Raw genomic sequence first — 25,646 nt, 5'->3', positions numbered from 1 at the left:
CGGCCCGGCCCGCCCCGCCCCGCCCCGGCCTGGTGCGGTGCCGGTGTCCGGGCGCGGGCGCGGGCGTCGCGTCCCGGTATGCGGACGGCTCTCCCGACGCATCCCTGTTGTATCTATGCTGTGCGCATGCCAGTCGCCCCGCTGAAACAGCCCCCCGCAGCCGACCGTGTCTACGCCCACGTCAAACAGGCCGTACTCGACCGCCGCTACGAGGGCGGGACGCTGCTCACCGAGGGCGAGCTGGCCGAGGCCGTGGGGGTCTCGCGGACGCCCGTGCGGGAGGCGCTGCTCAAGCTGGAGGTGGAGGGGCTCATCAAGCTCTACCCGAAGAAGGGCGCCCTGGTCCTCGCCGTCTCCGCGCAGGAGATCCACGACGTGGTGGAGACCCGGCTGCTGGTCGAGGAGTTCGCCGCGCGCAAGGCCGTGCCCGCCGCGCCCCAGCTCATCGAGCGGCTGACCGGGCTGCTGGCCGAGCAGACCGCGCAGGTGGAGTCCGGTGATCTGGCCGCGGCCGCCGTCAGCGACCGCTGCTTCCACGCGGAGATCGTCCGCAGCGCCGGGAACGAGATCCTCTCCCGCCTCTACGACCAGCTGCGCGACCGGCAGCTGCGGATGGGGGTCGCCGTGCTCCACGCGCACCCCGACCGCACCAACACCACCCTCGCCGAGCACGGCGAGATCCTGGAGGCGCTGCGCGGCGGGAACGCCGACGACGCCGTCGCGGTCGTCCGCCGCCATGTCACCCGCATCCGGAACCTGGCCCGGGGAGAGGACCGATGAGCGCTGTGCTGCCCGGCGATCCGCCGGGAGGGCGGCGTGCGGTCACGGTGTGGTCGATCGGCGTCGCCGTCTACTTCGTGGCGATCGTCTTCCGTACCAGCCTGGGCGTGGCCGGTCTGGACGCCGCCGACCGCTTCCACGTCAACGCCTCCGCCCTGTCCACCTTCTCCATACTCCAGCTGCTCGTCTACGCCGGGATGCAGATACCCGTCGGCCTGCTCGTGGACCGGCTCGGCACCAAGAAGGTGCTGACGCTCGGGGTGGTGCTGTTCACGCTGGGGCAGCTCGGCTTCGCGTTCTCCCCCACGTACGGCACGGCCCTCGCCTCGCGCGCGCTGCTCGGCTGCGGTGACGCCATGACCTTCATCAGCGTGCTGCGGCTCGGGTCCCGCTGGTTCCCGGCCCGGCGCGGCCCGATGGTCGCCCAGCTCGCCGGGCTCGTCGGAATGGCCGGGAACCTCGTCTCGACCATCGTCATCTCCCGTACGCTGCACGGCCTCGGCTGGACCACCACCTTCGCGGGCAGCTCGCTCGCCGGGGTGCTGGTGCTCGTCGTGATGCTGCTGTTCCTGAAGGACCACCCCGAAGGGTTCGAGCCGCCGCCCGCGCCGCACCCGGGCGCCGCGTCGGTGCGCCGGCAGATCGCGGCGGCCTGGCGGGAGCCGGGCACCCGGCTCGGGATGTGGGTGCACTTCACCACGCAGTTCCCCGCGATGTTCTTCCTGCTGCTGTGGGGGATGCCGTTCCTCGTCGAGGCGCAGGGCCTGTCCCGGGCCACGGCGGGCGAACTGCTCACGCTGATCGTGCTCTCGAACATGGCCGTCGGCCTGATCTACGGGCAGATCATCGCCCGGCACCAGGGCGCCCGCGCCCCGATCGCACTGTCCACGGTCGGCGCCACCGCGCTGCTCTGGGCCGCCACGCTCGCCTACCCGGGCGACCACGCGCCGATGTGGCTGCTGGTGACGCTCTGCACGGTGCTCGGCGCCTGCGGCCCGGCCTCGATGATCGGCTTCGACTTCGCGCGCCCCGCCAACCCGCCGGAGCGCCAGGGCACCGCGTCCGGGATCGTCAACATGGGCGGGTTCGTCGCGTCGATGACGACGCTGCTCGCGGTCGGGGTCCTGCTGGACGCCACGGACGACAACTACCGGATCGCCTTCTGCTCCGTGTTCGTCCTGGAGGCGCTGGGCGTCACGCAGATCCTGCGGCTGCGCCGGCGCAGCGCGCGCCGGGAGAGCGAGCGGCTGGTGACCAGCCGGGTGGAGGCCGTGCACGTCCCGGCGTGAACCCGGGGCCCGGGCTTGGACCAGGAGCCCGGGCTCACGGCGTCACGGCGAACGACTGGAGGATCGCGGCGGCCAGTTCCTGGTCGCCCTCGGCCTTGATCTCGTCCGACACCGCGGACAGCCTCACCCGACCGCAGGCCAGCCTGAAGTACGTCTCCCAGTCCATCGCGATCGTCACGGCGGGACCCAGCGAGGGCGAGCCGTCGACCGTGCCGCGCCCCTCGGCGTTCACCCGGACCGTCCGCATGAACTCGACGGCGCCGGTGATGTCGAAGACGACCGCGGTGTTCGGCGGCGCGCCCGCCTCCTTGGCGACGACCTTCGGCAGCGCCTGCACCAGGGTGTCGCGGGCCACATAGGCGCCCGGCGAGTCCAGGTTGCCCGGCTTGCCCAGGGTGGTGCGCAGATCCTGCTCATGCACCCAGACGTCGAACGCGCGCATCTGCAGCGCCAGTTCCAGCGTCTGCTCCGTGCCGAGCGGCGCGCGCACCAGGGTGTCCGGCTGCCGCGTCTCGTTCCGCAGCTGCCGCGAGCGCCGGATGATCGTGTACTCCAGGTCCGCGGTCATCTCGGGCGAGGTGTGGTGGCGGCGCACATCGACCTGCATCTCCATGTACCGCTGGTGGTCCGTCTGCACATGGAAGAGGTCGCGGGGCAGGGTGTGGATCGGCCGCGGGTCCCCGAGCTGCTCGTTCTCCATGCCGATGATGTGGGAGATGATGTCGCGCACCGACCAGTTCGGGCAGGGCGTCCCGCGGTTCCACTCGCCTTCGACGAGCGGCTTCACCAGCTCGGATATGGCTTCTGCTGAGTGGGTCCAGGCGTCGGCATAGGTCTGAAGGCTTGGATGGACTGTCACGGGACCCCTCGGAGCGGTGTTCTGCGGTACGGCGGGCGTAGACCTGCTGGTTTTCGAGGCACTGCTGGGGGTCTGGGGGCATCCCCCCGGAAGGCACAGTACGCTGCCCAGTGGCACCCCGGCAGTGCTTTCGTGTGACGATCGTAGGCCCGCGTTGACGGCCCGAATGCCAGGACGGTGGTACTGTGCGCGCCTCTCTTCTTCAGATCGCAGTGAATCCTGCGGAATCGCCCGGTTCGCGCCGCTTGCGCGTGGCCGGTCTCGTACGTGAACAGTCGGCTGCGGATCTCGTCGTGCTGCCCGAACTGTGGCCTGTCGGCGCCTTCGCGTACCAGTCGTTCGAGGCCGAGGCCGAACCGCTGGACGGCCCCACGCACGAGGTGATGGCGCAGGCCGCCAAGGACGCCGGCGTCTGGCTGCACGCGGGCTCGATCGTGGAGCGGGACCCCGACGGCGCCCTCTACAACACATCCCTGGTCTTCACGCCCGACGGCGAACGGGCCGCCGCCTACCGCAAGATCCACCGCTTCGGCTTCGACAAGGGCGAGGCGGTCCTGATGGGGGCGGGCGACACCCTGGTGACGGTGGACCTGCCGGAGACCACGCTCGGCCTGGCCACCTGCTACGACCTCCGCTTCCCCGAACTGTTCCGCGGCCTGACCGACGCGGGCGCCCGCCTGCTCGTCGTCCCCGCGGGCTGGCCGGAGCGCCGCCGCTCGCACTGGACGCTGCTCGCGCAGGCGCGCGCGGTGGAGAACCAGGCGTACGTCCTGGCCTGCGGGTCCGCCGGTACGCACGCGGACGTGGAGCAGGCGGGGCACAGCATCGTGGTCGACCCCTGGGGCGAGGTGCTCGCCGAGGCGGGCGCGGGCGAGGAGGTCCTGACGGTCGAGCTGGACCCGGGGCTCGTCGCCACGACCCGCGAGCAGTTCCCCGCCCTGAAGGACCGGCGGCTCGGACTGGCCCCGCCCCGCTGAGGCCCGCGCAGCTGGGGCCCGCCCCGCTGAGGTCCGTCCCGCTGAGGTCCGCGCAGCTGGGGCCCGTCCCGCTGAGGTCCGTCCCGCTGAGGTCCGCCCCGCTGAGGTCTGCGCAGCTGGGGCCCGCCCCGCTGAGGCCCGTCCTGCTGAGGCCCGCCCCGCTGAGGTCCGCCCCGCCCGAGGAGTACCGGCCGCCGGTCACCGGTCGGAGGCGACCGCCACCCGCCACGACGACGACGTACGGAGCACGGAGCACCGCTATGACCGAACCCGGCTGTCTGAGCACCATCCGCGCGTCCTACGACACCGTCGCGGTCGCCTACGAGGAGATCGTCCGCGACCACCTCGCGAACAGCCCCTACGACCGGGCGATGCTGGCCGCGTTCGCCGACCAGATACGGACGGACGGCGGCGGCCCGGTGGCCGACGTCGGCTGTGGGCCCGGCCGGGTGACGGCCCATCTGGACGGGCTCGGCGCGGACGCGTTCGGCATCGATCTCTCGCCGGGGATGGTCGACGTGGCCCGCCGGACGTATCCGGGGCTTTGCTTCGACGTGGGCTCGATGACCGCCCTCGACCTGGCGGACGGCTCGCTCGCCGGCCTGGTCGCCTGGTACTCGGTCATCCATCTCCCGCCGGAGCTGCTGCCCTCGGTGTTCGCGGAGTTCCACCGGGTGCTCGCGCCGGGCGGGCGGCTGCTGCTCGCCTTCAAGGCCGGTGACGAAGTCCGCCATCTCGACCACGGTTACGGGCACGACCTCTCGCTCGACGTGCACTGGCTGCCGCCGGACCGGGTCGCGGGGTGGCTGGCCGGGGCCGGGTTCGACGTACGGGCCCAGCTGGTGCGCGAACCCGATCCGCAGGAGAAGCAGCCGCAGGCGTACCTCCAGGCGACCAGGCGGCACTGAGCCGCCGCCGGCCGGGCCGCCTCGGCGACACCCTTCCGCGCCCTTCCGCGCCCTTCCGCGCGCGGTCGCTCCTCCTCGCACAGCACGGACTTGACGTGTCCCCCGACGCCGTGCGAAGTTTCACTAGTCAATTAGTGAAAGAGGGTGCGCCGGTGGCCGATCACCACGTCGAATACCGCATCGACCGGCACAGCGGCATCCCCGCCTACCTGCAGATCGTGCAGCAGACCCAGCAGGCGCTGCGCCTGGGCCTTCTCGAACCGGGGGACAAGCTCCCCACGGCACGTGAGGTCGTCGAGGTCACGGCCATCAACCCGAACACCGTGCTCAAGGCGTACCGCGAGCTGGAGCGCTCGGGACTGGTCGAGGCGCGGCGGGGGGTCGGCACCTTCATCCGCAAGGCGCTCGACGGCGCGGGTGCCGACTCGCCGCTGCGGGCGGAGCTGGACGGCTGGGCCCTGCGGGCCCGCGCCGCGGGTATCGGCCGGGAGAGCGCCTCCGAGCTGCTGACCTCGGTCCTGGACGAGCACTTCCCGAAGGGGGATCAGTGAGCACCACCGACAGTGCCCCGGCGGCGATCGAGGCATCCGGACTGACTCAGCGATACGGCCGGGGCCGCCGCGCGGCCCTCGCCCTGGAGGACTGCTCCTTCCGGGTCCCGGCGGGCAGCGTCTGCGCGCTGGTGGGCCCCAACGGTGCGGGCAAGTCCACCTTCCTGCGGATCGCCGCCGGACTGCTGCGGCCGGACAGCGGCACCGTCAGCGTCCTGGGCGCCGCGTCCGGCACCCACCGCGACCGGGTCGGCTATCTGGACCAGAGCCAGCCGCTCTACGGGCACCTCTCCGTCGCCGACACCCTCGACCTGGGCGCCCGCCTCAACACGGGCCACTGGGACGCCGGTTACGCGGCCCGGATCGTCGAACAGGGCGACCTCGACCCCCGCAGCCGGATCCGTGGTCTCTCCGGCGGTCAGCGCACCCGGGTGGCGCTCGCCCTCACCCTGGGCAAGCGGCCCGACCTGCTGCTGCTGGACGAGCCGATGGCCGAGCTCGACCCGCTGGCGCGTCAGCAGCTGATGGGGCTGCTGCTGGCCGACGCCGCCGAGAACGGCACCAGCATCGTGCTCTCCTCCCACGTCGTCGCCGAACTCTCCTACTCCTGCGACCACTTGCTGCTCATCGACGACGGCCGGGTGCGCCTCGCCGGCTCCGTCGAAGAGCTGCTCGCCGCGCACACCGTGGTCACCGGCCGGGGCGCCGACCTGGCCCCGCACACGGTCGTCGAGTCGCACCCCACCGGCCGCGGCCTCACCGCCCTGATCCGGCCCCGGGGCCCGCTCGCCGACACCTGGCAGACCCAGGCACCCACCCTGGAAGAGCTGCTGCTGGCCCACCTCCGTGCGCCGTCGTCCCCGGCGTTCCTCACCCCGGACATGCGCGGGGACACCACACCGGCGGCCTGACCACCCCGGCCGCGCGCACCACGACTTGTCGTGACGAACTCCCCCCCCACCGCCGTTCCGCCACCGCTCACAAGGACGTCTCATGGCCACCGCTTCGCTGGACAAACCCGCCCCCACGCCCCCACTCCGCCCCTCGCCGCTCGACCTGCTCCGGGCCGAACTGCGCCTGCACCGGGCAGCGCTGTGGATCTGGACGGCGTTCGTGGTCATCTCCGCGGGGCTGCTGCTCTGGCTGACCGGGCCGGGCGCGCACACCACGCAGAAGGCGTTCGACACGTTCGGCTACGCCGGAGTGCAGCTGGAATCCTGGAAGGGGCCGGTGCACAACGTCTTCCTCTCCACGACGTACAACGACCTCTTCTACGACCCGTCGAAGCTGATCGGCGTCGCCACCTTCTGCGTGGCCCTCTTCGCGGCAGGACCGCTGATCGCCCGTGAGCTGGAGAGCGGCACCACCAGGCTCGCCTGGTCCCAGTCGGTCTCCCCGGCCCGCTGGCTCGCCGCCAAGCTCGCCGTCCCGGCTGTCGTCGCCACCGTGGGCACCGGTCTGCTGATCCTGCTCTACCGGCTGCTGTGGTCCTCCCACAGCGATCTGCTGCGGGCCGGGTACGACCCCCGCCACCTGTACTTCTCGATCGGCCCCGCCACGGTGCTGGCCCCGCTCCTCGCCCTCGCCCTGGGCGCGCTCTGCGGACTGCTGCTGCGCCGCACGCTGCCCGCGATGGCCGTCGCCGCCGTCCTGCAGTACGTGGTCACGGCCGTCCGCAGCGGCCTGTGGCCCTTCCAGCGCGCGTTCCAGGTGCCCGATCTCTCCGTGCACAGCCGGGCGATCACGTCCAGCGGCGCCCGGATCACCGACCCGGAGTGTTACGACAAGGTGGCCTGCCTCGCCAAGCACGACGTGACCGGCTTCACCCGCACCTATCTCCCGTCCGACGACTTCTGGCCCCGCCAGCTCCTGGAGAGCGGCGTCCTGATCGCCCTGACCGTGCTCGCGGTCGGCATCGCCTTCTGGGCACTGAAGCGCCGCACGGTCTGACCGCAGCGCACGGTCCGACCGCCGCACGGTCCGACCGCCCAGGGTCGGCCGCCGCAATTTCGACCGCCGCATTTTCGACCGCCGGCCGGGGCCCCGCTCAACGGGCCCCGGCCTTGCGCTGCGGCGACGACGACGGCGGCTGCGGCACCGGACACGCGAGCTGCCCGGTCAACACACGTCAGCCCTCGTGCTCCTTCTCGTGCTCCTTCTCGTGCATGTGGATCACGGAGACCGCGATGGCGATCATCAGCGCCGGGTCGGAGTCCTCACGCACCACGTTCACCGCGTACGCGTCACGGACGCTGAACCACTTCTTCGAGATGTCGGCCAGCAGCTCGTTCTCGTACTCGACCGCGAACTCGCGGTCCAGGATGTTCCCGCTGACCTCCAGCTCGGTGCCGTCGACCAGCTTCACGCGGTAGTGGTCGTGCAGCAGGGTCAGCTTCTTCTTCCTGACGGTGGCCAGCTCCTCGCCGTCCCGCTTCAGGGTCATCGTGTCGCTGATGGCGATCAGCTTCTCCTTGAGCGTGATCAGCACCTGCCCGTCGAGGTCCTTCAGCTCAAGGGTGTCGCGGACGCGCATCACCTTGCCGTCGACGAGATACGCCTTGTGGCCGTTCTCGTCCTCGATCCAGTAGTCGTCGCCGATGTCGAAAATTCGGTCGCGCACAAGGAATTTCATGCGGATGACGTTACCGCCCGGGCCAGTTGGGCAGCAGGCCCCTGAGGCCGGCCCGTGACAGCCGCGCTGTGCCGCAGGTCACCCCGGTCGAGGTGGCACCCTTGACGTCATGAACGATGTGACTCCCGCACCCCGTCGCGCCCGTGTCCGCGCCCCCGAGCTCGTCGGCAAGGGCGGCTGGCTGAACACAGGCGGACAGCAGTACACCCTTGCCGACCTGCGGGGACGCATTGTCGTTCTGGATTTCTGGACCTTCTGCTGTATCAACTGCCTGCACGTCCTCGACGAGCTGCGCGAGCTGGAGCAGCAGCACAGCGACACCGTCGTGATCATCGGGGTGCACTCCCCGAAGTTCGTGCACGAGGCCGAGCACCAGGCCGTTGTCGACGCCGTCGAGCGGTACGGCGTGCACCACCCCGTCCTGGACGACCCCGAGCTGGCCACCTGGAAGCAGTACGCCGTCCGGGCCTGGCCGACGCTCGTGGTGATCGACCCCGAGGGGTACGTCGTCGCCCAGCACGCCGGCGAGGGCCACGCCCACGCCATCGAGACGCTGGTCACCGAGCTGGAGGCCGAGCACGCGGCCAAGGGCACGCTGCGGCGCGGCGACGGGCCGTATGTCGCGCCGGAGCCGGTCGCCACCGATCTGCGCTTCCCGGGCAAGGCGATCGCCCTGCCGGGCGGCAATCTGCTGGTGTCCGACACCACCCGCCACCAGCTGGTCGAGCTGGCGCCCGACGGCGAGACCGTCGTACGGCGGATCGGCGGCGATGGCGTCTTCAACGAGCCGCAGGGGCTCGCGCTGCTGCCCGGCGGGAAGGTCGCGGTCGCCGACACCGTCCACCACGCGATCCGCACGTACGACCCGGAGAGCGGTGAGATCGAGCTGGTCGCGGGGACCGGGAAGCAGTGGTGGCAGGGGTCGCCGACCAGCGGTCCCGCTCTCGGTGTGGCGCTCTCCTCGCCCTGGGACCTCGCCTGGTTCGGCGGGCGGCTGTGGATCGCCATGGCGGGTGTCCACCAGCTGTGGACGTACGACCCGGAGACCGGCACCGTCGAGGTGGCGGCCGGCACCACCAATGAGGGGCTGGTCGACGGACCGGCCGCCGACGCGTGGTTCGCGCAGCCGTCCGGCCTCTCGGCCGCCGGGGACCGGCTGTGGATCGCCGACTCCGAGACGTCCGCGCTGCGCTGGATCGAGCAGGACGCCGACGGGGGCACCGCGGCGGGCGCCGTGGTGCACACCGCCGTCGGCACCGGGCTCTTCGACTTCGGCCACCGGGACGGCGACGCCGGACAGGCGCTGCTCCAGCACCCGTTGGGCGTGACGGCGCTGCCCGACGGTTCGGTCGCGGTGTCCGACACGTACAACCACGCGCTGCGCCGCTACGACCCGGCCACCGGTGAAGTGACCACGCTGGCAACGGACTTGCGGGAGCCGAGCGACGCGGTGCTCGTCGGGGACGACATCGTGGTGGTGGAGTCCGCGCGGCACCGGCTGACCCGGCTGCGGCTGCCCGACGAGGCGGTACGGGTGGAGAGCGTCGCCCACCGCACGCAGCGGGCCGCCACCGATGTCGCGCCGGGCACGCTCCGGGTGGACGTCGTCTTCCAGGCGCCGGCCGGCCAGAAGCTGGACGTCCGGTACGGGCCCTCCACCCGGCTGCTGGTCTCCGCGACCCCGCCCGAGCTGCTGCTGGAGGGGGACGGGGCCGGTACCGACCTCTTCCGGGACGTGGCGCTCAACCCGGAGATCACCGAGGGCGTGCTCCATGTGTCGGCGATGGCCGCGTCCTGCGACGTCCCCGCTGGGGGCACCTCCGAGTCGGAGACCGGGGAAGAGTATCCGGCCTGCCATGTGCACCAGCAGGACTGGGGCGTCCCGGTCCGTGTGACGGACGAGGGGACGGCCCGGCTGCCGCTGGTGCTCGCGGGCATGGACGGCTGACCGGCCCGCTATGGGGGGGGCGGCCGTCAGCCCAGGTGGTGGTGGTCGTCCTCGACGACCGTGGTCGAGGTGGGCATCGTCGGGCGGCGACGGCGCAGGACGCTGGTGTAGACCGCGATACCGATCACGCCGACCAGCATCATGATGATGCCGACCATGTCCAGGTTCACGCCGTTCACATGCCAGTCGGTTGCGAAGGTGAGGATGCCCCCCACCACGAGAAGAAGGATGCAGCCGCCTAGGCCCATCGGTGTTCGCCTCCGAAGTCGTTGTGGCTGTTCCGGTCCGTACAGGGCGCGTACCCGGGACCGGAACGGTCAATCAACGTGCCTTCGGCACAGGCGAGTTCTCCAGTCGGCTCAGCTCTTCGAGCGACGCAGCCCTCCAGGAGATCAACCCTCCAGGAGATCAGCCCTCAAGGAAAGCCGTCAGGGCGTTGGCGAGCAGGTACGGGTCGTCGGCTCCGCACAGCTCGCGGGCGCTGTGCATGGAGAGGATCGCGACGCCGATGTCCACCGTGCTGATGCCGTGCCGGGCCGCGGTGATCGGGCCGATGGTCGTGCCGCACGGCATGGAGTTGTTCGACACGAAGTGCTGCATGGGCACTCCTGCCTTCTCGCACGCGTCGGCGAACACGGCCCGCCCGCTGCCGTCCGTCGCGTACCGCATGTTGACGTTGACCTTGAGGATCGGCCCGCCGTTGGCCCGCGGGTGGTGCGTCGGGTCGTGGCGCTCGCTGTAGTTGGGGTGCACGGCGTGCCCGGTGTCGGACGACAGACAGACCGATCCGGCGAGGGCGCGGGCCCGGTCCTCGTACGTGCCGCCGCGGGCCAGCACGCAGCGCTCCAGGACGGTGCCGAGCAGCGGCCCGTCGGCGCCGGTGTCGGACTGGGAGCCGTTCTCCTCGTGGTCGAAGGCGGCCATCACCGGGATGTGCGTCAGTTCCCCGCCCGAGGAGGCGACGGCGGCCAGCGCGGCGGTCGCGGCGTGCACGGAGAGCAGGTTGTCCATCCGGGGGCCCGCGAGCAGCTCACGGTCGCGGCCCAGGTACGAGGGCGCCTCGACGGGGCTCACCATGAGGTCCCAGCCGGTGATGTCGTCGGCCGCGACCCCCGCCTCTTCGGCGACGAACCGGATCAGGTCGCCCTCGTGGACCTCGCCGAGGCCCCAGACCGGCTGCATGTGGCGCTGCTTGTCGAGCTTGAGCCCTTCGGCGTGGACCGAGCGGTCCAGGTGGATGGCGAGCTGCGGTACGCGCAGCAGCGCCCGGGCCACATCGACCAGCCGGTGGCTGCCGTCGCGCAGCGTGAGCCGTCCGGCGAGGCCCAGGTCGCGGTCGAGCCAGGTGTTGAGCAGGGTGCCGCCGTAGACCTCGACGGCCACCTGGCGCCAGCCGTCGCTGCCGCTGTCCGGGAGGGGCTTCACCCGCAGGTTCGGGGAGTCGGTGTGGGCGCCGACGATCCGGAACGGGGTGTGCGCCGACGCGTTCTCCGGCACGTACCAGGCGATGATGGCGCCGCCCCGCAGTACGAACTTGCCGCCCGCGGACGCGTCCCAGGCGTCGGTCTCCGACACCTGCCTGAAGCCCGCTTTCTCCAGCCGCCCGGCGGCGTTCGCCACGGCGTGGTAGGGCGAAGGGCTGGCCGTGAGGAAGCTCATCAGGTCGTCGGTGTGGCCGCGGTCGAAGCGGACGGAGGTGCTCATGGCAGCCACCATAACGACCGTGACGGCGGCCCCGCCCGCGGGAACGGAACGGGGCCGCGGGGCCGGTGGGCGCATGGGACATGTGGGACGGATCGCGTCCGTTGTCAGTGCTGGGTGCCACTATCGGCGCATGGTCGAATACGGTGCCGACACCAGGGAGCCCGTGCTGCTGGGCGAGATCCTGGCCCATGTGCTCGACGTCCCGGCTGCCCGCGCCCGGCGGCCCCCACGCCAGGAGCAGACGCCCGCCGGAACACCCAGCGGGTCATACGCCGGAACATACGCCGGAACGCCCGCCGGGAGAGCGCCCGCCGGAACGCACAGCGGCGGCGCGGCCCCGGAGACCGGGACCACGCCGCCGTGAGCGGGCCGAGCTTCTCGTCAGCTGCTGTCCGGGACTAGAAAGCAGCCTCGTCCAGGTCCATCAGCGAGGTGTCGACGGTCTCGGCGAGGGCGCGCTGCGCGCTGACGCCGGGCAGGACGTTGGCGGCGAAGAACTTCGCGGCCGCGATCTTGCCCTGGTAGAAGGCGACGTCCTTGGCGGATGCGGTCGGCAGCTTCTCGGCGGCCACCGCCGCGCCCTTGAGCAGCAGATACGCCACGACGACATCGCCCGAGGCCAGCAGCAGGCGGGTGGTGTTGAGCCCCACCTTGTAGATGTTCTTGACGTCCTCGCCGGTCGAGGTCAGGTCGGTGATCATCGCGCCGACGATCGCCTCCAGGTCCACCGCGGCCTTGGACAGCTGGTCACGGGCGCCGGACAGCTCCTCGCCGCCGGTGCCGGCCGCGAGGAACTTCTTGATCTCCTCGGAGAGGGTGTTCAGCGCGGCGCCCTGGTCGCGGACGATCTTCCGGAAGAAGAAGTCCTGGCCCTGGATCGCGGTTGTGCCCTCGTAGAGGGTGTCGATCTTGGCGTCCCGGATGTACTGCTCGACCGGGTACTCCTGGAGGTAGCCGGAGCCGCCGAAGGTCTGGAGCGACTGGGCCAGCTGCTCGTACGACTTCTCCGAGCCGTACCCCTTCACGATCGGCAGCAGCAGGTCGTTGAGGCCGTGCAGCGCCTTGGCGTCCTCGCCCGCGGCCTCCTTCTCCTGGATCGCGTCCTGGACGGAAGCCGTGTAGAGGACCAGGGTGCGCATGCCCTCGGCGTACGCCTTCTGCGTCATCAGCGAGCGGCGCACGTCGGGGTGGTGCGTGATGGTGACCTTCGGCGCGGTCTTGTCCATGAACTGCGCGAGGTCGGGGCCCTGCACGCGCTCCTTGGCGTACTCAAGGGCGTTCAGGTACCCGGTGGAGAGCGCCGCGATGGCCTTGGTGCCGACCATCATCCGGGCGAACTCGATGATGCGGAACATCTGGCGGATGCCCTCGTGCTTGTCACCGATCAGCCAGCCCTTGGCCGGGTGGCGGTCGCCGAACGTCATCTCGCAGGTGTTGGACGCCTTGAGGCCCATCTTGTGCTCGACGTTCGTCGCGTACACGCCGTTGCGCTCGCCCAGCTCGCCGGTGGTCCAGTCGAACTCGAACTTCGGCACCATGAAGAGCGAGAGGCCCTTGGTGCCGGGGCCGGCGCCCTCGGGGCGGGCCAGCACGTAGTGGATGATGTTGTCCGACATGTCGTGCTCACCCGAGGTGATGAAGCGCTTCACGCCCTCGATGTGCCAGGAGCCGTCGTCCTGCTGCACGGCCTTCGTGCGGCCCGCGCCCACGTCCGAGCCGGCGTCCGGCTCGGTGAGGACCATCGTGGAGCCCCACTGCTTCTCGACCGCGATCTCCGCGATCTTCTTCTGCTCCTCGGTGCCCTCCTCGAAGAGGATCCCGGCGAAGGCCGGACCCGACGAGTACATCCAGATCGCCGGGTTCGCGCCGAGCAGCAGCTCCGCGTACGCCCAGATCAGGGAGCGCGGTGCGGTGGTGCCGCCGATCTCCTCGGGCAGGCCGAGCCGCCAGTACTCGGACTCCATGAAGGCCTGGTAGGACTTCTTGAACGTGTCCGGCACGGGGGCGGTGTTGGTCTCCGGGTCGAAGACCGGCGGGTTGCGGTCGGCGTCGGCATAGGACTCGGCCAGCTCGTTCTCGGCGAGCCTGGCCACCTCGTCGAGGATGCTCTTCGCGGTGTCGACGTCCATCTCTGCGAACGGCCCGGCGCCGTACTGCTTGTCGCGGCCGAGGACCTCGAAGAGGTTGAACTCGATGTCGCGGAGATTCGACTTGTAGTGCCCCATGGCGACAGCCCTCTCGTAACGCATACCTGTAACGAATACCAGCAAGTAGCTACGATGATGCTACCCGTCAGTAATAAGATGCAACCCCTATCGGGCAAGTGTGACGAGACCGCCCCTGCGGCGGGGCCCCTTTACTCAGTACTCTTGCGCGCATGTACGGCTACGACTCGAACCCGAACCAGGGCGCCCAGCAGCAGTACGCCGCGCCGCAGCCCGGCTACGGGGATCAGCCGCTGTACCCCGAGCCGTCGCCGCCCTCGCTCGCCGACGGTGTGCGGGCCTTCACCACCGGCTCGATGGCCGCCGAGGACTTCCAGCAGATCTTCGCCACGTCGAAGGTCTACTGCCCGCGCGGCGACAACCCCGGATTCCTCGCCCTGCACAACACCCAGCAGCCGGTGATCCCGATGTTCACCTCGCTGAAGGAGCTGCGCAGGTACGCGGGCAAGGAGTCCAAGTACTTCGTGATCACCGGCGCCGAGGTGATCGACCTGCTGCCGACCGGGTACGGCTTCGTCCTCGACATGGAGGGCGAGCACCGGATGGTCTTCGACGCGAAGGCCGTGGAGCAGATGGTCGACTTCGCGATGCGGCGGATGTACGGCTGATCCAGTCGCCTCTGGCTTGAACTTGGGGTCGGCACGGCCCCGGGAATGGTCATGGCTTGCTGGATGTTCACCATTCAACTACTTTGAATGCCGAGCATCCTGCCTGGAGGGCCGCCATGCCTGCCGTGACCGTCGAAAACCCGCTGACCCTGCCGCGTGTCCACGCGCCCGAAGGCGCCGTGCCGCGTCCCGTGCTCGCGGTGTCCACCGCGCCGGGGGGCTTCGAGGGCGAGGGATTCCCGGTGCGCCGCGCGTTCGCCGGGATCAACTACCAGTACCTCGACCCGTTCATCATGATGGACCAGATGGGTGAGGTGGAGTACGCGCCCGGCGAGCCCAAGGGCACGCCCTGGCACCCGCACCGCGGCTTCGAGACCGTCACGTATCTGATCGACGGCACCTTCGTCCACCAGGACTCCAACGGCGGCGGCGGCACGATCAACGACGGCGACACCCAGTGGATGACGGCGGGCTCCGGCCTGCTGCACATCGAGGCGCCGCCGGAGTCGCTGGTCGTGAGCGGCGGGCTCTTCCACGGGCTCCAGCTCTGGGTGAACCTGCCGGCGAGCGACAAGATGATGGCCCCGCGCTACCAGGACATCGGCGGCGGCCAGGTCCAGCTGCTCACATCGGCCGACGGCGGTGCGCTGCTGCGGGTCATCGCGGGCGAACTGGACGGCCACGACGGCCCCGGCATCACCCACACCCCGATCACGATGATCCACGCGACGGTACGGCCGGGCGCCGAGGTCACGCTGCCGTGGCGCGAGGACTTCAACGGCCTGGCGTACGTGATGGGCGGGCGCGGCAGCGTCGGTGCGGACCGCCGCCCGGTCCGCACCGGGCAGACCGCGGTGTTCGGCGCGGGCTCATCGCTGACCGTCCGCGCGGACGAGGCCCAGGACGCGAAGAGCCCGGACCTGGAGGTCGTCCTGCTGGGCGGCCGCCCGATACGGGAGCCGATGGCGCACTACGGGCCGTTCGTGATGAACAGCGAGGCCGAGCTGAAGCAGGCGTTCGAGGACTTCCAGCGCGGCCGGCTGGGGACGGTGCCTGCCGTGCACGGGATGTAGGCCCTGTACGGACGCAGATGCCGGCCGTACGCAGGCGGGTGCTGTACGCGTGGGTGGCGGGCCGGGGCCGGGAGCTCCCGCCGCCACTCGCCCGGCCCCGGTGAACGAGCCGTCGGCCCGGGCCCGTGATCGGCTGGAGGCGTGCATACCCAGAAGCCGCTTCTCCCCGTCCACGCCCGCCGGCTGGCCGCCTGGTGTGTCGTCGCACTGCTCGTCACGGGCGTGGCCGCGGTGGGGGTCTGGCTCTGCGTCACGCTGAAGACCGCCGTGACCCCGGTGATGCTGGCCCTGCTCGGTACGGCGCTCCTCGGACCCGTCCACCGGTGGCTGGTCCGGATGCGGCTGAACAGGTCGCTCGCGGCCGGGCTCACCTGCGCCGCGCTGGTCGCCGTCGTCGGCGGGGCCGCGTACATCGTCGTCACCGCGCTGATCGACACCGGCGACCAGATCGTCGCCTCGCTCAAGGACGCCGGGAAGTGGATCGCCGACCACTTCGGGGTGGCCACGGGCGACGGCATCACCAACATCGCCGACAACGCCAAGAACCTGCTCGGCAAGTTCGGCGCGAACGCGGCCGGCGGGCTGCTCAACGGGCTGAGCCTGATCGGCACCCTCATCGCCACCAGCGTGCTGGCGCTGCTCCTCACCTTCTTCTTCCTCCGCGATTCGGACCACGCCCGCGGACTCGCGTACGCCATCGCCCCGGGCCACGGAGCCACCATCGAGGCCATGGCCCGCCGGGCCTTCGAGGCCGTCGAGGGATTCATGCGCGGCACCACCCTGATCGCGCTCATCGACGCCGTCTGCATCACGGTCGGCCTGCTGATCCTGGGTGTGCCGGGGGCGCTCGGGCTCGGTGCGCTGGTGTTCGTCGGCGCGTACATCCCGTATCTCGGCGCGTTCATCTCCGGGGCGGTCGCCGTGCTGGTGGCCCTCGCCGACCGGGGCTTCGTGATCGCGCTCTGGGCGCTCGGCGTGGTCCTGCTGGTGCAGGTGCTGGAGGGGCACGTACTGCAGCCGGTGATCCAGAGCCGTACGGTCCAGATGCACCCGGCGATGGTCATGATCTCGCTGACGGCCGGGGCGAGCATCGCGGGGCTCCTGGGGATGCTGCTGGCGGTGCCGGTGGCGGCGGCGGCCTTCGGGGTGATCGGCGAACTGCGGAAGCGCTACCCGCCGGAGACCGAACCGGATCCGGAACCGGAACCCGGGGCGGGGCCTGTGCCCGGACCGGGCCGGGACGCGTGAGCCGATCCGGGCTCTGATCCCTGCCGGTCGTCCCCCTGCCGGCTGTCCTCCCGCTGATCGTCCGTCTCCAGCTCCAGCAGTTCGTCGGGTGCGAGGTCGGCCAGGAAGTCGGACAGCAGATCGGACGTCGGCCGCTCGTCGCCCTCGCCCTCGCCCTCGCCCTCGCCCTCGCCGGAGCCTCCGGGCCCGGCGGGACCGGCCGGCCTGTCCTTCGACTCGCCCCGCGACTCGTAGAGCTCGAACCAGATCGACTTGCCGGAGCCGCGCGGATCCACCCCCCACATGTCCGCGAGCATCTCCATCAGCAGCAGCCCGCGCCCCGACGAGGCCATCTCGCCCGGGCGCCGCTTGTGCGGCAGTTCGTCGCTGTCGTCCGAGACCTCGACCCGCAGCCGCCGGCTGCCGGGCCCTCCGGTGACGTCCGCGGTCATCCGCGCGTCGCCGTCCGTGTGGATGAGGACGTTCGTCGCCATCTCGGAGACCATCAGCGCGGCCGAGTCGACCTGTTCGCTGTCCGCCCAGTCGTGCAGCAGCTCCCGCAGCTGACTGCGCGCCGCCGAGATGCGCTCGGGCTGGGCCTGGGCGATCGTCAGCGAGATGTGCCGGGTCGTGCCCGCCCGTACGGGCTCTCCCGCACGGGACATCAGCAGGACGGCGATGTCGTCCTCACGGCGGTCGGAGAACGGCCCGGTGTGGTGGTGCTCGGGCGGGCCGTGCGCGGCCTGCACCAGGGCGTCGGCGAGGGTCTCCAGATTCTCCCCGGCGTGCCGTTCCAGCGTGCCGCGGATCCGCTCCCAGCCCGTGTCGAGATCGTGGCCGCCGGTCTCTATCAGCCCGTCCGTGCACATCATCAGCGTCTCGCCGGGCTGGAGCGTCAGGCGGGTCGTCGGGTAGTCGGTGTCCGGGTGGATGCCCAGCGGCAGCCCGCCCTCGACGGGCCGTACCAGCACCGTGCCGTCCACCGTGCGGACCGTCGGGTCGGGATGGCCCGCGCGGGCCACGTCGAGGGTGCCGGTGGCCGGGTCGACCTCGATGTACAGACAGGTCGCGAAACGCGGCGGTGGCAGGTCGTCGGAGATGATCTGGTCATTGCTCTCGGTGATGCCGTAGAGAAAGCGCGAGGCCCGCGAGAGCACCGCGTCCGGCGGATGGCCCTCGGCCGCGTACGCGCGCAGCGCGATCCGCAGCTGGCCCATCATCCCGGCGGCCCGTACGTCGTGCCCCTGGACGTCACCGATCACCAGAGCCACCCGGCCGCCGCCCTTGCCGTCCTCCTGCGCCGTGCTCCCCGGCAGCGCGATCACGTCGTACCAGTCGCCGCCGACCTGGAGCCCGCCCCCGGTCGGCACATACCGTGCGGCGACCGTCATGCCCGGGATCCGGGGGCCCAGCATCGGCAGCATCGAGCGCTGCAGCCCGAGCGACAGCTCACGCTCGTTGTCGGCGACCCCGGCGCGGGCGAGGGCCTGGGCCAGCATCCGGGCGACCGTCGTCAGCACCGAGCGTTCGTCCGGCGAGAAGCTGACCGGATAGGCGAAGGCGGCCATCCAGGCGCCGATCGTCACCCCCGAGTCGACCAGCGGGACGAAGGCCCAGGACTGCCGCTTGAGGGGCTCCACGGCCGGCCAGTACCGGGGATAGCGGTCGCGGTACGAGGCAGGGGTCGGCAGATAGATGGCCCGCCCGGTCCTGGCCACCTCGGCGGCGGGATAGACCTCGTCCGTACGCATCGGGAATTCGGCCAGCAGCCCGTCCTCGGCGGGATTGTGCCCGTGGTGCCCGATGACCGTCAGCCAGTCCCCGGTGATCCCGAAGACCGCGAGACCGTCCGGCTCGAACCCCGGCATGGAGAGCGAGGCGGCCACCCGCAGTACCTCCTCGGTGGACCTGGCCTCGGCGAGCGCGCGCCCCGCGTCCAGCAGGAACGCCTCACGGGAACGGCGCCAGTCACCGGTGATCGGGGTGTGGGCCGCGTCGCCCGGCTGCGGCTCCGCGACCTCCTGGAGCGTGCCGACCAGGACGAAGCTGTGCGCGCTGATCAGCGGCTTGGAGCGGCTGCGTACGGTACGCAGGACCTGGCCCGTCTCGTCGACGATGCGCAGCCGGGCCTCGGCGAGGGTGCCCTCGGCCACCGCGAGATTCACCGTCCCGTTGATCTCGTTCCAGTCGACGGGGTGGAAGCGGGAACGGGCGGCGGCCTCGGAGATGCTGGCGGGTTCGGCGGGCATACCGATGAGCCGGGCTGCTTCCGCGTCGAGCGTGACGATCCCGGCGGTGTTGTCCCATCGCCACAGGCCGGTCGCGATGGCGGCCAGGACGTCCTCGGTGCGCATTGACCCACTTTAAGAAGGTGGGACCGGCCGCCGCCACACAGGGTGCGTCCATGCGGCCGCTCCCGGAGGCCCCGGGCCCGGCCCATAAAGGCGTAAAGGCACGGTGTGCCCGGCGGTACCCTGGTGCGAAGTACACCCTTCCCGCCTGTCTCGCGAAGAACTGGATGAACGATGCATCGGTACAGGTCCCACACGTGCGGCGAACTGCGCGCCTCTGACGTCGGCTCCGACGTCCGGCTGAGCGGCTGGCTGCACAATCGCCGAGACCTGGGCGGCATCCTCTTCATCGATCTGCGCGACCACCACGGCATCACGCAGCTCGTCGCCCGCCCCGGCACCCCCGCCAACGAGGCGCTCTCCAAGGTCACCAAGGAGACGGTCGTCCGGATCGACGGCAAGGTCTCCGCGCGCGGCACCGAGAACGTCAACGAGGAACTGCCGACCGGCGAGGTCGAGATCGAGGTCGGCGAGGTCGAGGTGCTCGGCGCGGCCGCCCCGCTCCCCTTCACCATCAACGCCGAGGACGGCGTCAACGAGGAGCGGCGCCTGGAGTACCGCTTCCTCGACCTGCGCCGCGAGCGCATGCACCGCAACATCATGCTGCGCACGGCTGTCATCTCCGCCATGCGCCACAAGATGACCGAGCTGGGCTTCAACGAGATGGCGACCCCGATCCTCACCGCGACCTCCCCCGAGGGCGCCCGCGACTTCGTGGTCCCCTCGCGGCTGCACCCGGGGAAGTTCTACGCGCTGCCGCAGGCGCCGCAGCAGTTCAAGCAGCTGCTGATGATCTCGGGCTTCGACCGCTACTTCCAGATCGCGCCCTGCTTCCGCGACGAGGACGCCCGCGCGGACCGCTCGCCCGGCGAGTTCTACCAGCTCGATGTCGAGATGAGCTTCGTCGAGCAGGAGGACGTCTTCCGCCCGATCGAGAAGCTGATGACCGAGCTCTTCGAGGAGTTCGGCAACGGCCGTCATGTCACCTCGCCGTTCCCGCGGATCCCGTTCCGCGAGTCGATGCTCAAGTACGGCAACGACAAGCCCGATCTGCGCGCCCAGCTCGAACTGGCCGACGTCTCGGACGTCTTCGCGGACTCCGGTTTCAAGGCGTTCGCCGGCAAGCACGTCCGTGCGCTGCCCGTCCCCGACACCGCGGGCCAGTCCCGCAAGTTCTTCGACGGACTCGGTGCGTACGCCGTCGAGCAGGGCGCCAAGGGCCTGGCCTGGGTGCGCGTCGGTGACGACGGCGCGCTCGCCGGTCCGATCGCCAAGTTCCTCACGGACGTGGACATCACGGCGCTCACCGAGCGTCTGGAACTCAAGCCCGGTCACGCGGTCTTCTTCGGCGCGGGCGAGTTCGACGAGGTCTCCCGGATCATGTCCGCGGTCCGCGTCGAGGCGGCCAGGCGCGCCGGCCACTTCGAGGAGGACGTGTTCCGGTTCTGCTGGATCGTCGACTTCCCGATGTACGAGAAGGACGAGGAGACCGGCAAGATCGACTTCTCGCACAACCCCTTCTCGATGCCCCAGGGCGGCTATGCCGACCTGGAGGAGAAGGACCCGCTCGACATCCTGGCGTACCAGTACGACATCGTCTGCAACGGCATCGAGCTCTCCTCGGGCGCCATCCGTAACCACGAGCCCGACCTGATGCTCAAGGCGTTCGAGATCGCCGGCTACGACCGGGAGACCGTGGAGCACGAGTTCGCCGGAATGCTCCGCGCCTTCCGCCTCGGCGCCCCGCCGCACGGCGGTATCGCCCCGGGCGTGGACCGCATCGTGATGCTGCTCGCCGACGAGCCGAACATCCGCGAGACGATCGCCTTCCCGCTCAACGGCAACGCGCAGGACCTGATGATGGGTGCCCCCACGGTGCTCGACGAGACCCGGCTGCGCGAGCTGAACATCCAGCTGCGCAAGCCCGCGGCCCCGCCGAAGGACAAGCAGGAGAAGTAACAGCTCCCCGTTTCACGTGAAACGGCAGAACAGCCCCTGGCCGCCCGACCGGGGGCTGTTTCCGTGCTGTCGGCCGGTCCGGCATCCGCGGCGCTTCCACGGAGCGGCGGTGGTCTCACGGAGTTGCGCGGGATGAACCAGTACGACGGACTGATCGGCGTGCCGGTCAAGATCAGGACCGGGGGCGGGGGCAATCTGATTCCGGCGAGTCTGTGCGTGCGCGGCGACGCGCCAGGCTCGGGGCAGCCCCTTGTCCCGGCCGTACGGCAGGCCCCGGACGGGGCGTCATGTGCGACAACGACGTCGAAACCGCCATCGAACGTCACACCGACTTCCGCATAGGGGCCGGGCCCGGGGGGAACCCTGGCGGGTTCCTCGAAATGAATCGACGCCTACGGCACACACCAGTCGTTAACGGCGTGCACCCGACGTGATCCGACGGGATCCGACGTGAACTGAAAGGCTCGTACATGTCTCTTCGCCGACTTCCCAGAGGTGCGCTCCTGGCGACCGCACTGGTCACCGGCGGGTTGGTGCTCTCCGGATGTTCGGGGTTCCCGGGACACACGACGGCTCCGGCCCGGGCGGTCGAGGACAACAGCGGTCACGGCGGACCGCCGGCGCCTGCCGCGGCCTCCGCGACGCCCGCGGCCGGCCCGCAGCTGCGCAGGGCCGCGGAGCTTCAGGTCAAGGAGATCCCGGCGCTCGGCCCCAAGACCCTGGCGAAGATCCCGGAGTCCGCCCGGCAGGCCGTCGTCGTCACCGGCGACGCGGCGGACTCCAGCCGCTCCACCGCCGTCCTCTACGTACGCGACCGGGCCAAGGGCTGGGAGCCGGTCTCCGACCCCTGGCCCGCGCACAACGCCCTGCACGGCTGGACCGAGGAGCACTACCAGGGCGATCTCCACTCACCGGCCGGGGTCTTCGGCCTGACCGACGCGGGCGGCCGCAAGAGGGACCCCGGCACCCGCCTGCCGTACGACCACGGGTCCTCCTTCGTCGCGGCGGGCACCGGCTTCGACGGTGAGTCCCTGGCCGGCGCCTTCGACTATGTGGTGGCGATCAACTACAACCACAAGCCGGGCACCACCCCGCTCGACTGGACCCGCCCGATGGGCGCGAACCGGGGCGGCGGAGTCTGGTTCCACGTCGACCACGGCGGCCCCACGCACGGCTGTGTCTCCCTGCCGGAGGACCGGATGAAGGAACTGCTGCGCTGGCTGGACCCGTCGAAGAAGCCCGTCGTGGTCATGGGGGACGCCTCGATGCTGGGGGAGTGAAGCGGAAGTGAAGCCGCGCGGGGGCGACACGGCGCCCCGTAGGCTGGACCGTGTCACCAACCCCTGAGGAGACCGTGGTGAGCGTCGTGGAAGAGCGGTGCACCGTCCTGACCCAGGAAGTGTTCGAGGAACTGGCCCGGCACGCCATACGAGCCGACGAAGCGGTGCGTCTGGAGTTCGTGAACGGGAAGTTGGGGGTCAAGGCTGTGCCGGACGGGGACCACGGGCGGATCATCGAATGGCTGACCCGCCTTTGCATGCAGGCTGATCCGACGCTGTGGCTCTATCCGGAGCAGGGCCTGCGGATCGAGACCTACCGCAAGGGCAACGCCCGCCCCGACGGTGCTCTGGCTCCCAGCGGCACCTTCGTCGGCCAGGGCGAGTGGGCCAGTGCGGACGGTGTGCTGATGGTGGTCGAGGTCACCTCGAACGACGCCGACACCGATCGCCGGGACCGGGTGGAGAAGCCGCGCGCCTACGCCGAGACCGGGATTCCCGTCTATCTGCTGATCGACCGTGACGCCGGTGAGGTCAAGGTCCACTCGCAGCCGGACGGTGTGCGGTACGAGCAGGTGGTGACGGTTCCGTTCGGGAAGACCGTCGAGCTGCCCGGGCCGGTCGGGATCGAGCTGGACACCGCCCCGCTCACCGCCTGGGCGCGCTGACACGAACCACGGCACAGCAGGAGGGCCCGGAACCGTCGCGGTTCCGGGCCCTCCTGCTGTGGTTCCACCCGTTACGCGGGCTTCTCCTCCAGGCGCGGGAACAGCACCGCGCCCTTCGTCACCGTCGCACCCGCGGGGAGCTGCCCCCAGGTGCCGGCCTGCTGGAGCTTCTGGTCGGCCAGTGCGCCGAGGTCCGCTTCGGCGCCCAGCGAGTCCCACAGGCTCTGCGAGGTCACCGGCATCACCGCGTTCAGCAGGACCGCGACACCGCGCAGTGACTCGGCCGCCGTGTAGAGGATGGTCGCGAGGCGGGCCCGGCCCTCCGGCGACTCGTCCTTGGCGACCTTCCACGGCTCCTGCTCCGTGATGTAGCCGTTGACCTGCTTCACGAAGTCGAAGACCGCCAGGATGCCGCCCTGGAAGTCCAGCTCATCGCCGATCAGCCGGTCGGACTCGGTGACCGCCTTGGCGAGACCGTCCTGGACGGCCTGCTCGGCAGCGCCCGCGGCCTCGGCGGCCGGCAGGGTCCCGCCGTAGTACTTGCCGACCATGGCGGCCACCCGCGAGGCGAGGTTGCCGTAGTCGTTCGCCAGCTCGGAGGTGTAGCGGGCGGAGAAGTCCTCCCAGGAGAACGATCCGTCGCTGCCGAAGGCGATCGCGCGCAGGAAGTACCAGCGGTAGGCGTCCACGCCGAAGTGCGAGGTCAGGTCCTGCGGCTTGATGCCGGTCAGGTTCGACTTCGACATCTTCTCGCCGCCGACCATCAGCCAGCCGTTCGCCGCGACCTTGCCGGGCACCGGAAGGCCCTGGGCCATCAGCATCGCGGGCCAGATCACCGCGTGGAAGCGCAGGATGTCCTTGCCGACCAGGTGCACGTCGGCCGGGAAGGTCTCGTCGAACTTCTGCTGGTTCGCGCCGTAGCCGACGGCCGTGGCGTAGTTGAGGAGCGCGTCCACCCAGACGTAGATGACGTGCTTCTCGTCCCACGGCACCGGGACGCCCCAGTCGAAGGTCGAGCGCGAGATCGACAGGTCCTGAAGCCCCTGCCGCACGAAGTTCACGACCTCGTTGCGCGCCGACTCGGGCTGGATGAAGCCCGGGTTGGCCTCGTAGAACTCCAGCAGCTTCGGCCCGTACTCGCTCAGCTTGAAGAAGTAGTTCTCCTCCTTGAGGATCTCCACCGGCTTCTTGTGGATCGGACACAGCTTCTGACCGGGGAAGTCGGGCTCGCCGTCGATCAGGTCGCCGGGGAGCTTGTACTCCTCGCAGCCCACGCAGTACGGGCCTTCGTACCCGCCCTTGTAGATCTCGTCCTTGTCGAACAGGTCCTGCACGAACTCCTGCACACGGTCCGTGTGCCGCTTCTCCGTCGTCCGGATGAAGTCGTCGTTCGCGATGTTCAGATGCTCCCAGAGGGGCTTCCAGGACTCCTCGACGAGCTTGTCGCACCACTCCTGCGGTGTGACGTTGTTCGCCTCGGCCGTGCGCATGATCTTCTGACCGTGCTCGTCCGTGCCGGTGAGGTACCACACCTTCTCGCCGCGCTGACGGTGCCAGCGCGTGAGCACGTCCCCTGCAACGGTCGTGTAGGCGTGGCCCAGGTGAGGAGCGTCGTTGACGTAGTAAATGGGGGTCGATACGTAGTACGCGTTCGTCCCCTGCTTCTCAGATCCAGTGGCCGCCATGGTCGAAATCCTAACTTCCTCACGGCGGGCCTCCGACCGGGTTATGCGCCGGGGCCCCCGTCCGCTGGACGGGGGCCCCGTTCGGCCGGTGCTGTCCGGTGTCAGCTCCTGCGCGCCGCCAGCCAGGCCGGGAAGGCCGCGAGCAGCTGCTCGTACACCTCGGAGTCGGCCAGCTCACGCGGGGTGGGACCGGCGTGGAAGAACCCGGCGTGCGGGACGTCCAGCTTGCGCAGGAAGTCGAACGCCTTCGACTCGTGGTCGCCGAAGGCCACGAACTGCCAGAACAGCGGCTTGTCCGCCACCTCCGCGATGGCCTGCTTGGCCACGACCTTGGCGTCCGGAGCGCCGTCCGTCTGGAAGATCACCAGGGCCGGGGCGGTGGGATCGGCCGACTTCTCGTGCAGCGACGCGACCTCTTCGACGGCCCGGTGGTAGCTGGTGCGGCCCAGCCGCCCCAGTCCTGCGTGCAGCTCGTCGACGCGGCCGTCGTACGAGTCGAGCGTCAGCTCTCCGGTGCCGTCGATGTCCGTCGAGAAGAAGACGACACGGACGGTGGCCTGCTCGTCGAGGTGCGCGGCGAGGGCGAGGGTCTGCTCGCCGAGGGCCTGCGCGCTGCCGTCCTTGTAGTACGGCCGCATGGAACCGGACCGGTCGAGGACGAGATAGACGGCGGCCCTGGCATCGCTCAGCCCGGCCTTGTCGATCTCGGCACCGGCGGCCTGGTAGGCACTGACGAGCTGCGGCGCACGGGTGGCCAGGTCGGCGGGGGCCGTGGGGGCGGCGGGAGTCGCTGGAGCCGCTGGGGCTGTGGCCTCGGCGGGGGAGACGGGCTCGGGCTCGGCCTCGGTGACGTCGGCGGCGGGCTTGGCGACGGGGACGTCGGCTGCGGCCTCGGCAGGGGTGGGCTCGGTGGCTGCGGGCTCCG

The 25,646-nt window shown here is 70.6% G+C and carries 23 protein-coding genes; 15 read left to right on the top strand and 8 right to left on the bottom strand.

The genetic code is table 11. The features are described 5' to 3' along the window. Positions 1-126: 126 nt before the first annotated feature. Entirely contained in the window at positions 127-780 is a 654-nt protein-coding gene (locus G3I19_RS18340) for a GntR family transcriptional regulator (RefSeq protein WP_164264713.1), read from the top strand. Beyond that, positions 777-2,069 (top strand): MFS transporter, encoded by a 1,293-nt coding sequence (locus G3I19_RS18335; RefSeq protein WP_164264712.1) that lies wholly within the window; start codon positions 777-779, stop codon positions 2,067-2,069. The genes G3I19_RS18340 and G3I19_RS18335 overlap by 4 nt, the downstream gene beginning before the upstream one ends. Before the next feature lie 34 nt (positions 2,070-2,103). On the opposite strand, the gene G3I19_RS18330 is transcribed toward G3I19_RS18335, so the two are convergent. Then, on the bottom strand, positions 2,104-2,928 hold the full coding sequence (locus G3I19_RS18330) for a maleylpyruvate isomerase family mycothiol-dependent enzyme (protein ID WP_164264711.1): 825 nt from the start codon (positions 2,926-2,928) through the stop codon (positions 2,104-2,106). 185 nt (positions 2,929-3,113) lie between these two features. Here G3I19_RS18330 and G3I19_RS18325 point away from each other — a divergent pair, with 185 nt between their 5' ends. The 5 genes from G3I19_RS18325 (at position 3,114) to G3I19_RS18300 (ending at position 7,314) form a co-directional block, all read left to right on the top strand. Then, entirely contained in the window at positions 3,114-3,905 is a 792-nt protein-coding gene (locus G3I19_RS18325) for a carbon-nitrogen family hydrolase (protein ID WP_164264710.1), read from the top strand. A gap of 260 nt (positions 3,906-4,165) precedes the next feature. After that, positions 4,166-4,813, top strand: a complete 648-nt coding sequence (locus tag G3I19_RS18315; RefSeq protein WP_164264709.1) for a class I SAM-dependent methyltransferase — start codon at positions 4,166-4,168, stop codon at positions 4,811-4,813. 152 nt (positions 4,814-4,965) lie between these two features. Beyond that, complete coding sequence (locus G3I19_RS18310) at positions 4,966-5,364, top strand: GntR family transcriptional regulator (protein ID WP_164264708.1); 399 nt, start codon at positions 4,966-4,968, stop codon at positions 5,362-5,364. After that, a complete protein-coding gene (locus tag G3I19_RS18305) occupies positions 5,361-6,275 on the top strand; it encodes an ABC transporter ATP-binding protein (RefSeq protein ID WP_164264707.1) in 915 nt (304 codons plus the stop codon). Before G3I19_RS18310 ends, G3I19_RS18305 begins: the two co-directional genes overlap by 4 nt. An 82-nt stretch (positions 6,276-6,357) precedes the next feature. After that, positions 6,358-7,314: a hypothetical protein gene (locus G3I19_RS18300; RefSeq protein ID WP_164264706.1), complete on the top strand. Its 957-nt coding sequence runs from the start codon at positions 6,358-6,360 to the stop codon at positions 7,312-7,314. A 178-nt stretch (positions 7,315-7,492) separates the two neighbouring features. Here the strand turns inward: G3I19_RS18300 and G3I19_RS18295 are convergent, their stop codons facing one another. Next, positions 7,493-7,996, bottom strand: a complete 504-nt coding sequence (locus G3I19_RS18295; protein WP_164264705.1) for an LURP-one-related family protein — start codon at positions 7,994-7,996, stop codon at positions 7,493-7,495. Positions 7,997-8,105: 109 nt separating this feature from the next. Between G3I19_RS18295 and G3I19_RS18290 the strand changes: the two genes are divergently transcribed. Beyond that, the gene (locus tag G3I19_RS18290; RefSeq protein WP_164264704.1) at positions 8,106-9,944 is read left to right on the top strand and encodes an NHL domain-containing thioredoxin family protein; all 1,839 of its coding nucleotides are present in this window, start codon (positions 8,106-8,108) and stop codon (positions 9,942-9,944) included. A 26-nt stretch (positions 9,945-9,970) separates the two neighbouring features. Here G3I19_RS18290 and G3I19_RS18285 read toward each other — a convergent pair whose 3' ends face one another. Together G3I19_RS18285 and G3I19_RS18280 are read right to left on the bottom strand one after the other, a co-directional pair. Further along, positions 9,971-10,192, bottom strand: coding sequence for a DUF6458 family protein (locus G3I19_RS18285; RefSeq protein ID WP_164264703.1), 222 nt, complete (start codon positions 10,190-10,192; stop codon positions 9,971-9,973). 160 nt (positions 10,193-10,352) lie between these two features. Continuing rightward, positions 10,353-11,648, bottom strand: coding sequence for a M18 family aminopeptidase (locus G3I19_RS18280; protein ID WP_164264702.1), 1,296 nt, complete (start codon positions 11,646-11,648; stop codon positions 10,353-10,355). Positions 11,649-11,778: 130 nt separating this feature from the next. Between G3I19_RS18280 and G3I19_RS18275 the strand changes: the two genes are divergently transcribed. Next, positions 11,779-12,012, top strand: a complete 234-nt coding sequence (locus tag G3I19_RS18275) for a hypothetical protein (protein ID WP_164264701.1) — start codon at positions 11,779-11,781, stop codon at positions 12,010-12,012. A 34-nt stretch (positions 12,013-12,046) separates the two neighbouring features. On the opposite strand, the gene G3I19_RS18270 is transcribed toward G3I19_RS18275, so the two are convergent. Then, positions 12,047-13,873, bottom strand: coding sequence for an acyl-CoA dehydrogenase (locus G3I19_RS18270; RefSeq protein WP_164264714.1), 1,827 nt, complete (start codon positions 13,871-13,873; stop codon positions 12,047-12,049). A gap of 152 nt (positions 13,874-14,025) precedes the next feature. Between G3I19_RS18270 and G3I19_RS18265 the strand changes: the two genes are divergently transcribed. The 3 genes from G3I19_RS18265 to G3I19_RS18255 all read left to right on the top strand — a co-directional run bounded on the left by G3I19_RS18265 (position 14,026) and on the right by G3I19_RS18255 (position 16,802). Further along, positions 14,026-14,481 (top strand): SseB family protein, encoded by a 456-nt coding sequence (locus G3I19_RS18265; RefSeq protein ID WP_164264700.1) that lies wholly within the window; start codon positions 14,026-14,028, stop codon positions 14,479-14,481. A 116-nt stretch (positions 14,482-14,597) separates the two neighbouring features. After that, positions 14,598-15,554 carry a pirin family protein gene (locus G3I19_RS18260; protein ID WP_164264699.1) on the top strand — a complete coding sequence of 319 codons (957 nt, stop codon included), beginning with the start codon at positions 14,598-14,600 and terminating at the stop codon, positions 15,552-15,554. A 141-nt stretch (positions 15,555-15,695) separates the two neighbouring features. Then, positions 15,696-16,802 carry an AI-2E family transporter gene (locus G3I19_RS18255; protein WP_164264698.1) on the top strand — a complete coding sequence of 369 codons (1,107 nt, stop codon included), beginning with the start codon at positions 15,696-15,698 and terminating at the stop codon, positions 16,800-16,802. Here the strand turns inward: G3I19_RS18255 and G3I19_RS18250 are convergent. Beyond that, positions 16,724-19,135: a SpoIIE family protein phosphatase gene (locus tag G3I19_RS18250; protein WP_203599734.1), complete on the bottom strand. Its 2,412-nt coding sequence runs from the start codon at positions 19,133-19,135 to the stop codon at positions 16,724-16,726. The two genes, G3I19_RS18255 and G3I19_RS18250, sit on opposite strands and share 79 nt — an antisense overlap. Before the next feature lie 171 nt (positions 19,136-19,306). On the opposite strand from G3I19_RS18250, the gene aspS reads away from it, so the two are divergent. The 3 genes from aspS to G3I19_RS18235 all read left to right on the top strand — a co-directional run bounded on the left by aspS (position 19,307) and on the right by G3I19_RS18235 (position 23,036). After that, positions 19,307-21,091 carry an aspartate--tRNA ligase gene (gene aspS, locus G3I19_RS18245; protein WP_164264697.1) on the top strand — a complete coding sequence of 595 codons (1,785 nt, stop codon included), beginning with the start codon at positions 19,307-19,309 and terminating at the stop codon, positions 21,089-21,091. A gap of 470 nt (positions 21,092-21,561) precedes the next feature. Continuing rightward, complete coding sequence (locus tag G3I19_RS18240) at positions 21,562-22,371, top strand: L,D-transpeptidase family protein (RefSeq protein WP_164264696.1); 810 nt, start codon at positions 21,562-21,564, stop codon at positions 22,369-22,371. A gap of 77 nt (positions 22,372-22,448) precedes the next feature. Beyond that, positions 22,449-23,036 (top strand): Uma2 family endonuclease, encoded by a 588-nt coding sequence (locus tag G3I19_RS18235; protein WP_164264695.1) that lies wholly within the window; start codon positions 22,449-22,451, stop codon positions 23,034-23,036. 71 nt (positions 23,037-23,107) lie between these two features. On the opposite strand, the gene metG is transcribed toward G3I19_RS18235, so the two are convergent. Both metG and G3I19_RS18225 read right to left on the bottom strand, forming a co-directional pair. Continuing rightward, positions 23,108-24,721 (bottom strand): methionine--tRNA ligase, encoded by a 1,614-nt coding sequence (gene metG, locus G3I19_RS18230; RefSeq protein ID WP_164264694.1) that lies wholly within the window; start codon positions 24,719-24,721, stop codon positions 23,108-23,110. Between the two features lie 101 nt (positions 24,722-24,822). Continuing rightward, positions 24,823-25,646: VWA domain-containing protein (locus G3I19_RS18225; RefSeq protein ID WP_164264693.1), on the bottom strand; the 824-nt coding region annotated here is incomplete at its 5' end.

The organism is Streptomyces sp. SID10853 (genome assembly GCF_010548145.1).
Classification (GTDB): Bacteria; Actinomycetota; Actinomycetes; order Streptomycetales; family Streptomycetaceae; genus Streptomyces.
Note: the sequence above shows the minus strand (reverse complement) of the source record. Positions and strands in the feature narration are given on the sequence as shown.

Excerpts from the sequence above, each read along its gene's own strand:
- G3I19_RS18300 (WP_164264706.1), top strand. The coding sequence starts at position 6,358 with ATGGCCACCGCTTCGCTGGACAAACCCGCCCCCACGCCCCCACTCCGC.
- G3I19_RS18280 (WP_164264702.1), bottom strand. The coding sequence starts at position 11,648 with ATGAGCACCTCCGTCCGCTTCGACCGCGGCCACACCGACGACCTGATG.
- aspS (WP_164264697.1), top strand. The coding sequence starts at position 19,307 with ATGCATCGGTACAGGTCCCACACGTGCGGCGAACTGCGCGCCTCTGAC.
- G3I19_RS18270 (WP_164264714.1), bottom strand. The coding sequence starts at position 13,873 with ATGGGGCACTACAAGTCGAATCTCCGCGACATCGAGTTCAACCTCTTC.
- G3I19_RS18295 (WP_164264705.1), bottom strand. The coding sequence starts at position 7,996 with ATGAAATTCCTTGTGCGCGACCGAATTTTCGACATCGGCGACGACTAC.
- metG (WP_164264694.1), bottom strand. The coding sequence starts at position 24,721 with ATGGCGGCCACTGGATCTGAGAAGCAGGGGACGAACGCGTACTACGTA.
- G3I19_RS18290 (WP_164264704.1), top strand. The coding sequence starts at position 8,106 with ATGAACGATGTGACTCCCGCACCCCGTCGCGCCCGTGTCCGCGCCCCC.
- G3I19_RS18335 (WP_164264712.1), top strand. The coding sequence starts at position 777 with ATGAGCGCTGTGCTGCCCGGCGATCCGCCGGGAGGGCGGCGTGCGGTC.
- G3I19_RS18315 (WP_164264709.1), top strand. The coding sequence starts at position 4,166 with ATGACCGAACCCGGCTGTCTGAGCACCATCCGCGCGTCCTACGACACC.
- G3I19_RS18260 (WP_164264699.1), top strand. The coding sequence starts at position 14,598 with ATGCCTGCCGTGACCGTCGAAAACCCGCTGACCCTGCCGCGTGTCCAC.
- G3I19_RS18275 (WP_164264701.1), top strand. The coding sequence starts at position 11,779 with ATGGTCGAATACGGTGCCGACACCAGGGAGCCCGTGCTGCTGGGCGAG.
- G3I19_RS18285 (WP_164264703.1), bottom strand. The coding sequence starts at position 10,192 with ATGGGCCTAGGCGGCTGCATCCTTCTTCTCGTGGTGGGGGGCATCCTC.
- G3I19_RS18265 (WP_164264700.1), top strand. The coding sequence starts at position 14,026 with ATGTACGGCTACGACTCGAACCCGAACCAGGGCGCCCAGCAGCAGTAC.
- G3I19_RS18250 (WP_203599734.1), bottom strand. The coding sequence starts at position 19,135 with ATGCGCACCGAGGACGTCCTGGCCGCCATCGCGACCGGCCTGTGGCGA.
- G3I19_RS18340 (WP_164264713.1), top strand. The coding sequence starts at position 127 with ATGCCAGTCGCCCCGCTGAAACAGCCCCCCGCAGCCGACCGTGTCTAC.
- G3I19_RS18240 (WP_164264696.1), top strand. The coding sequence starts at position 21,562 with ATGTCTCTTCGCCGACTTCCCAGAGGTGCGCTCCTGGCGACCGCACTG.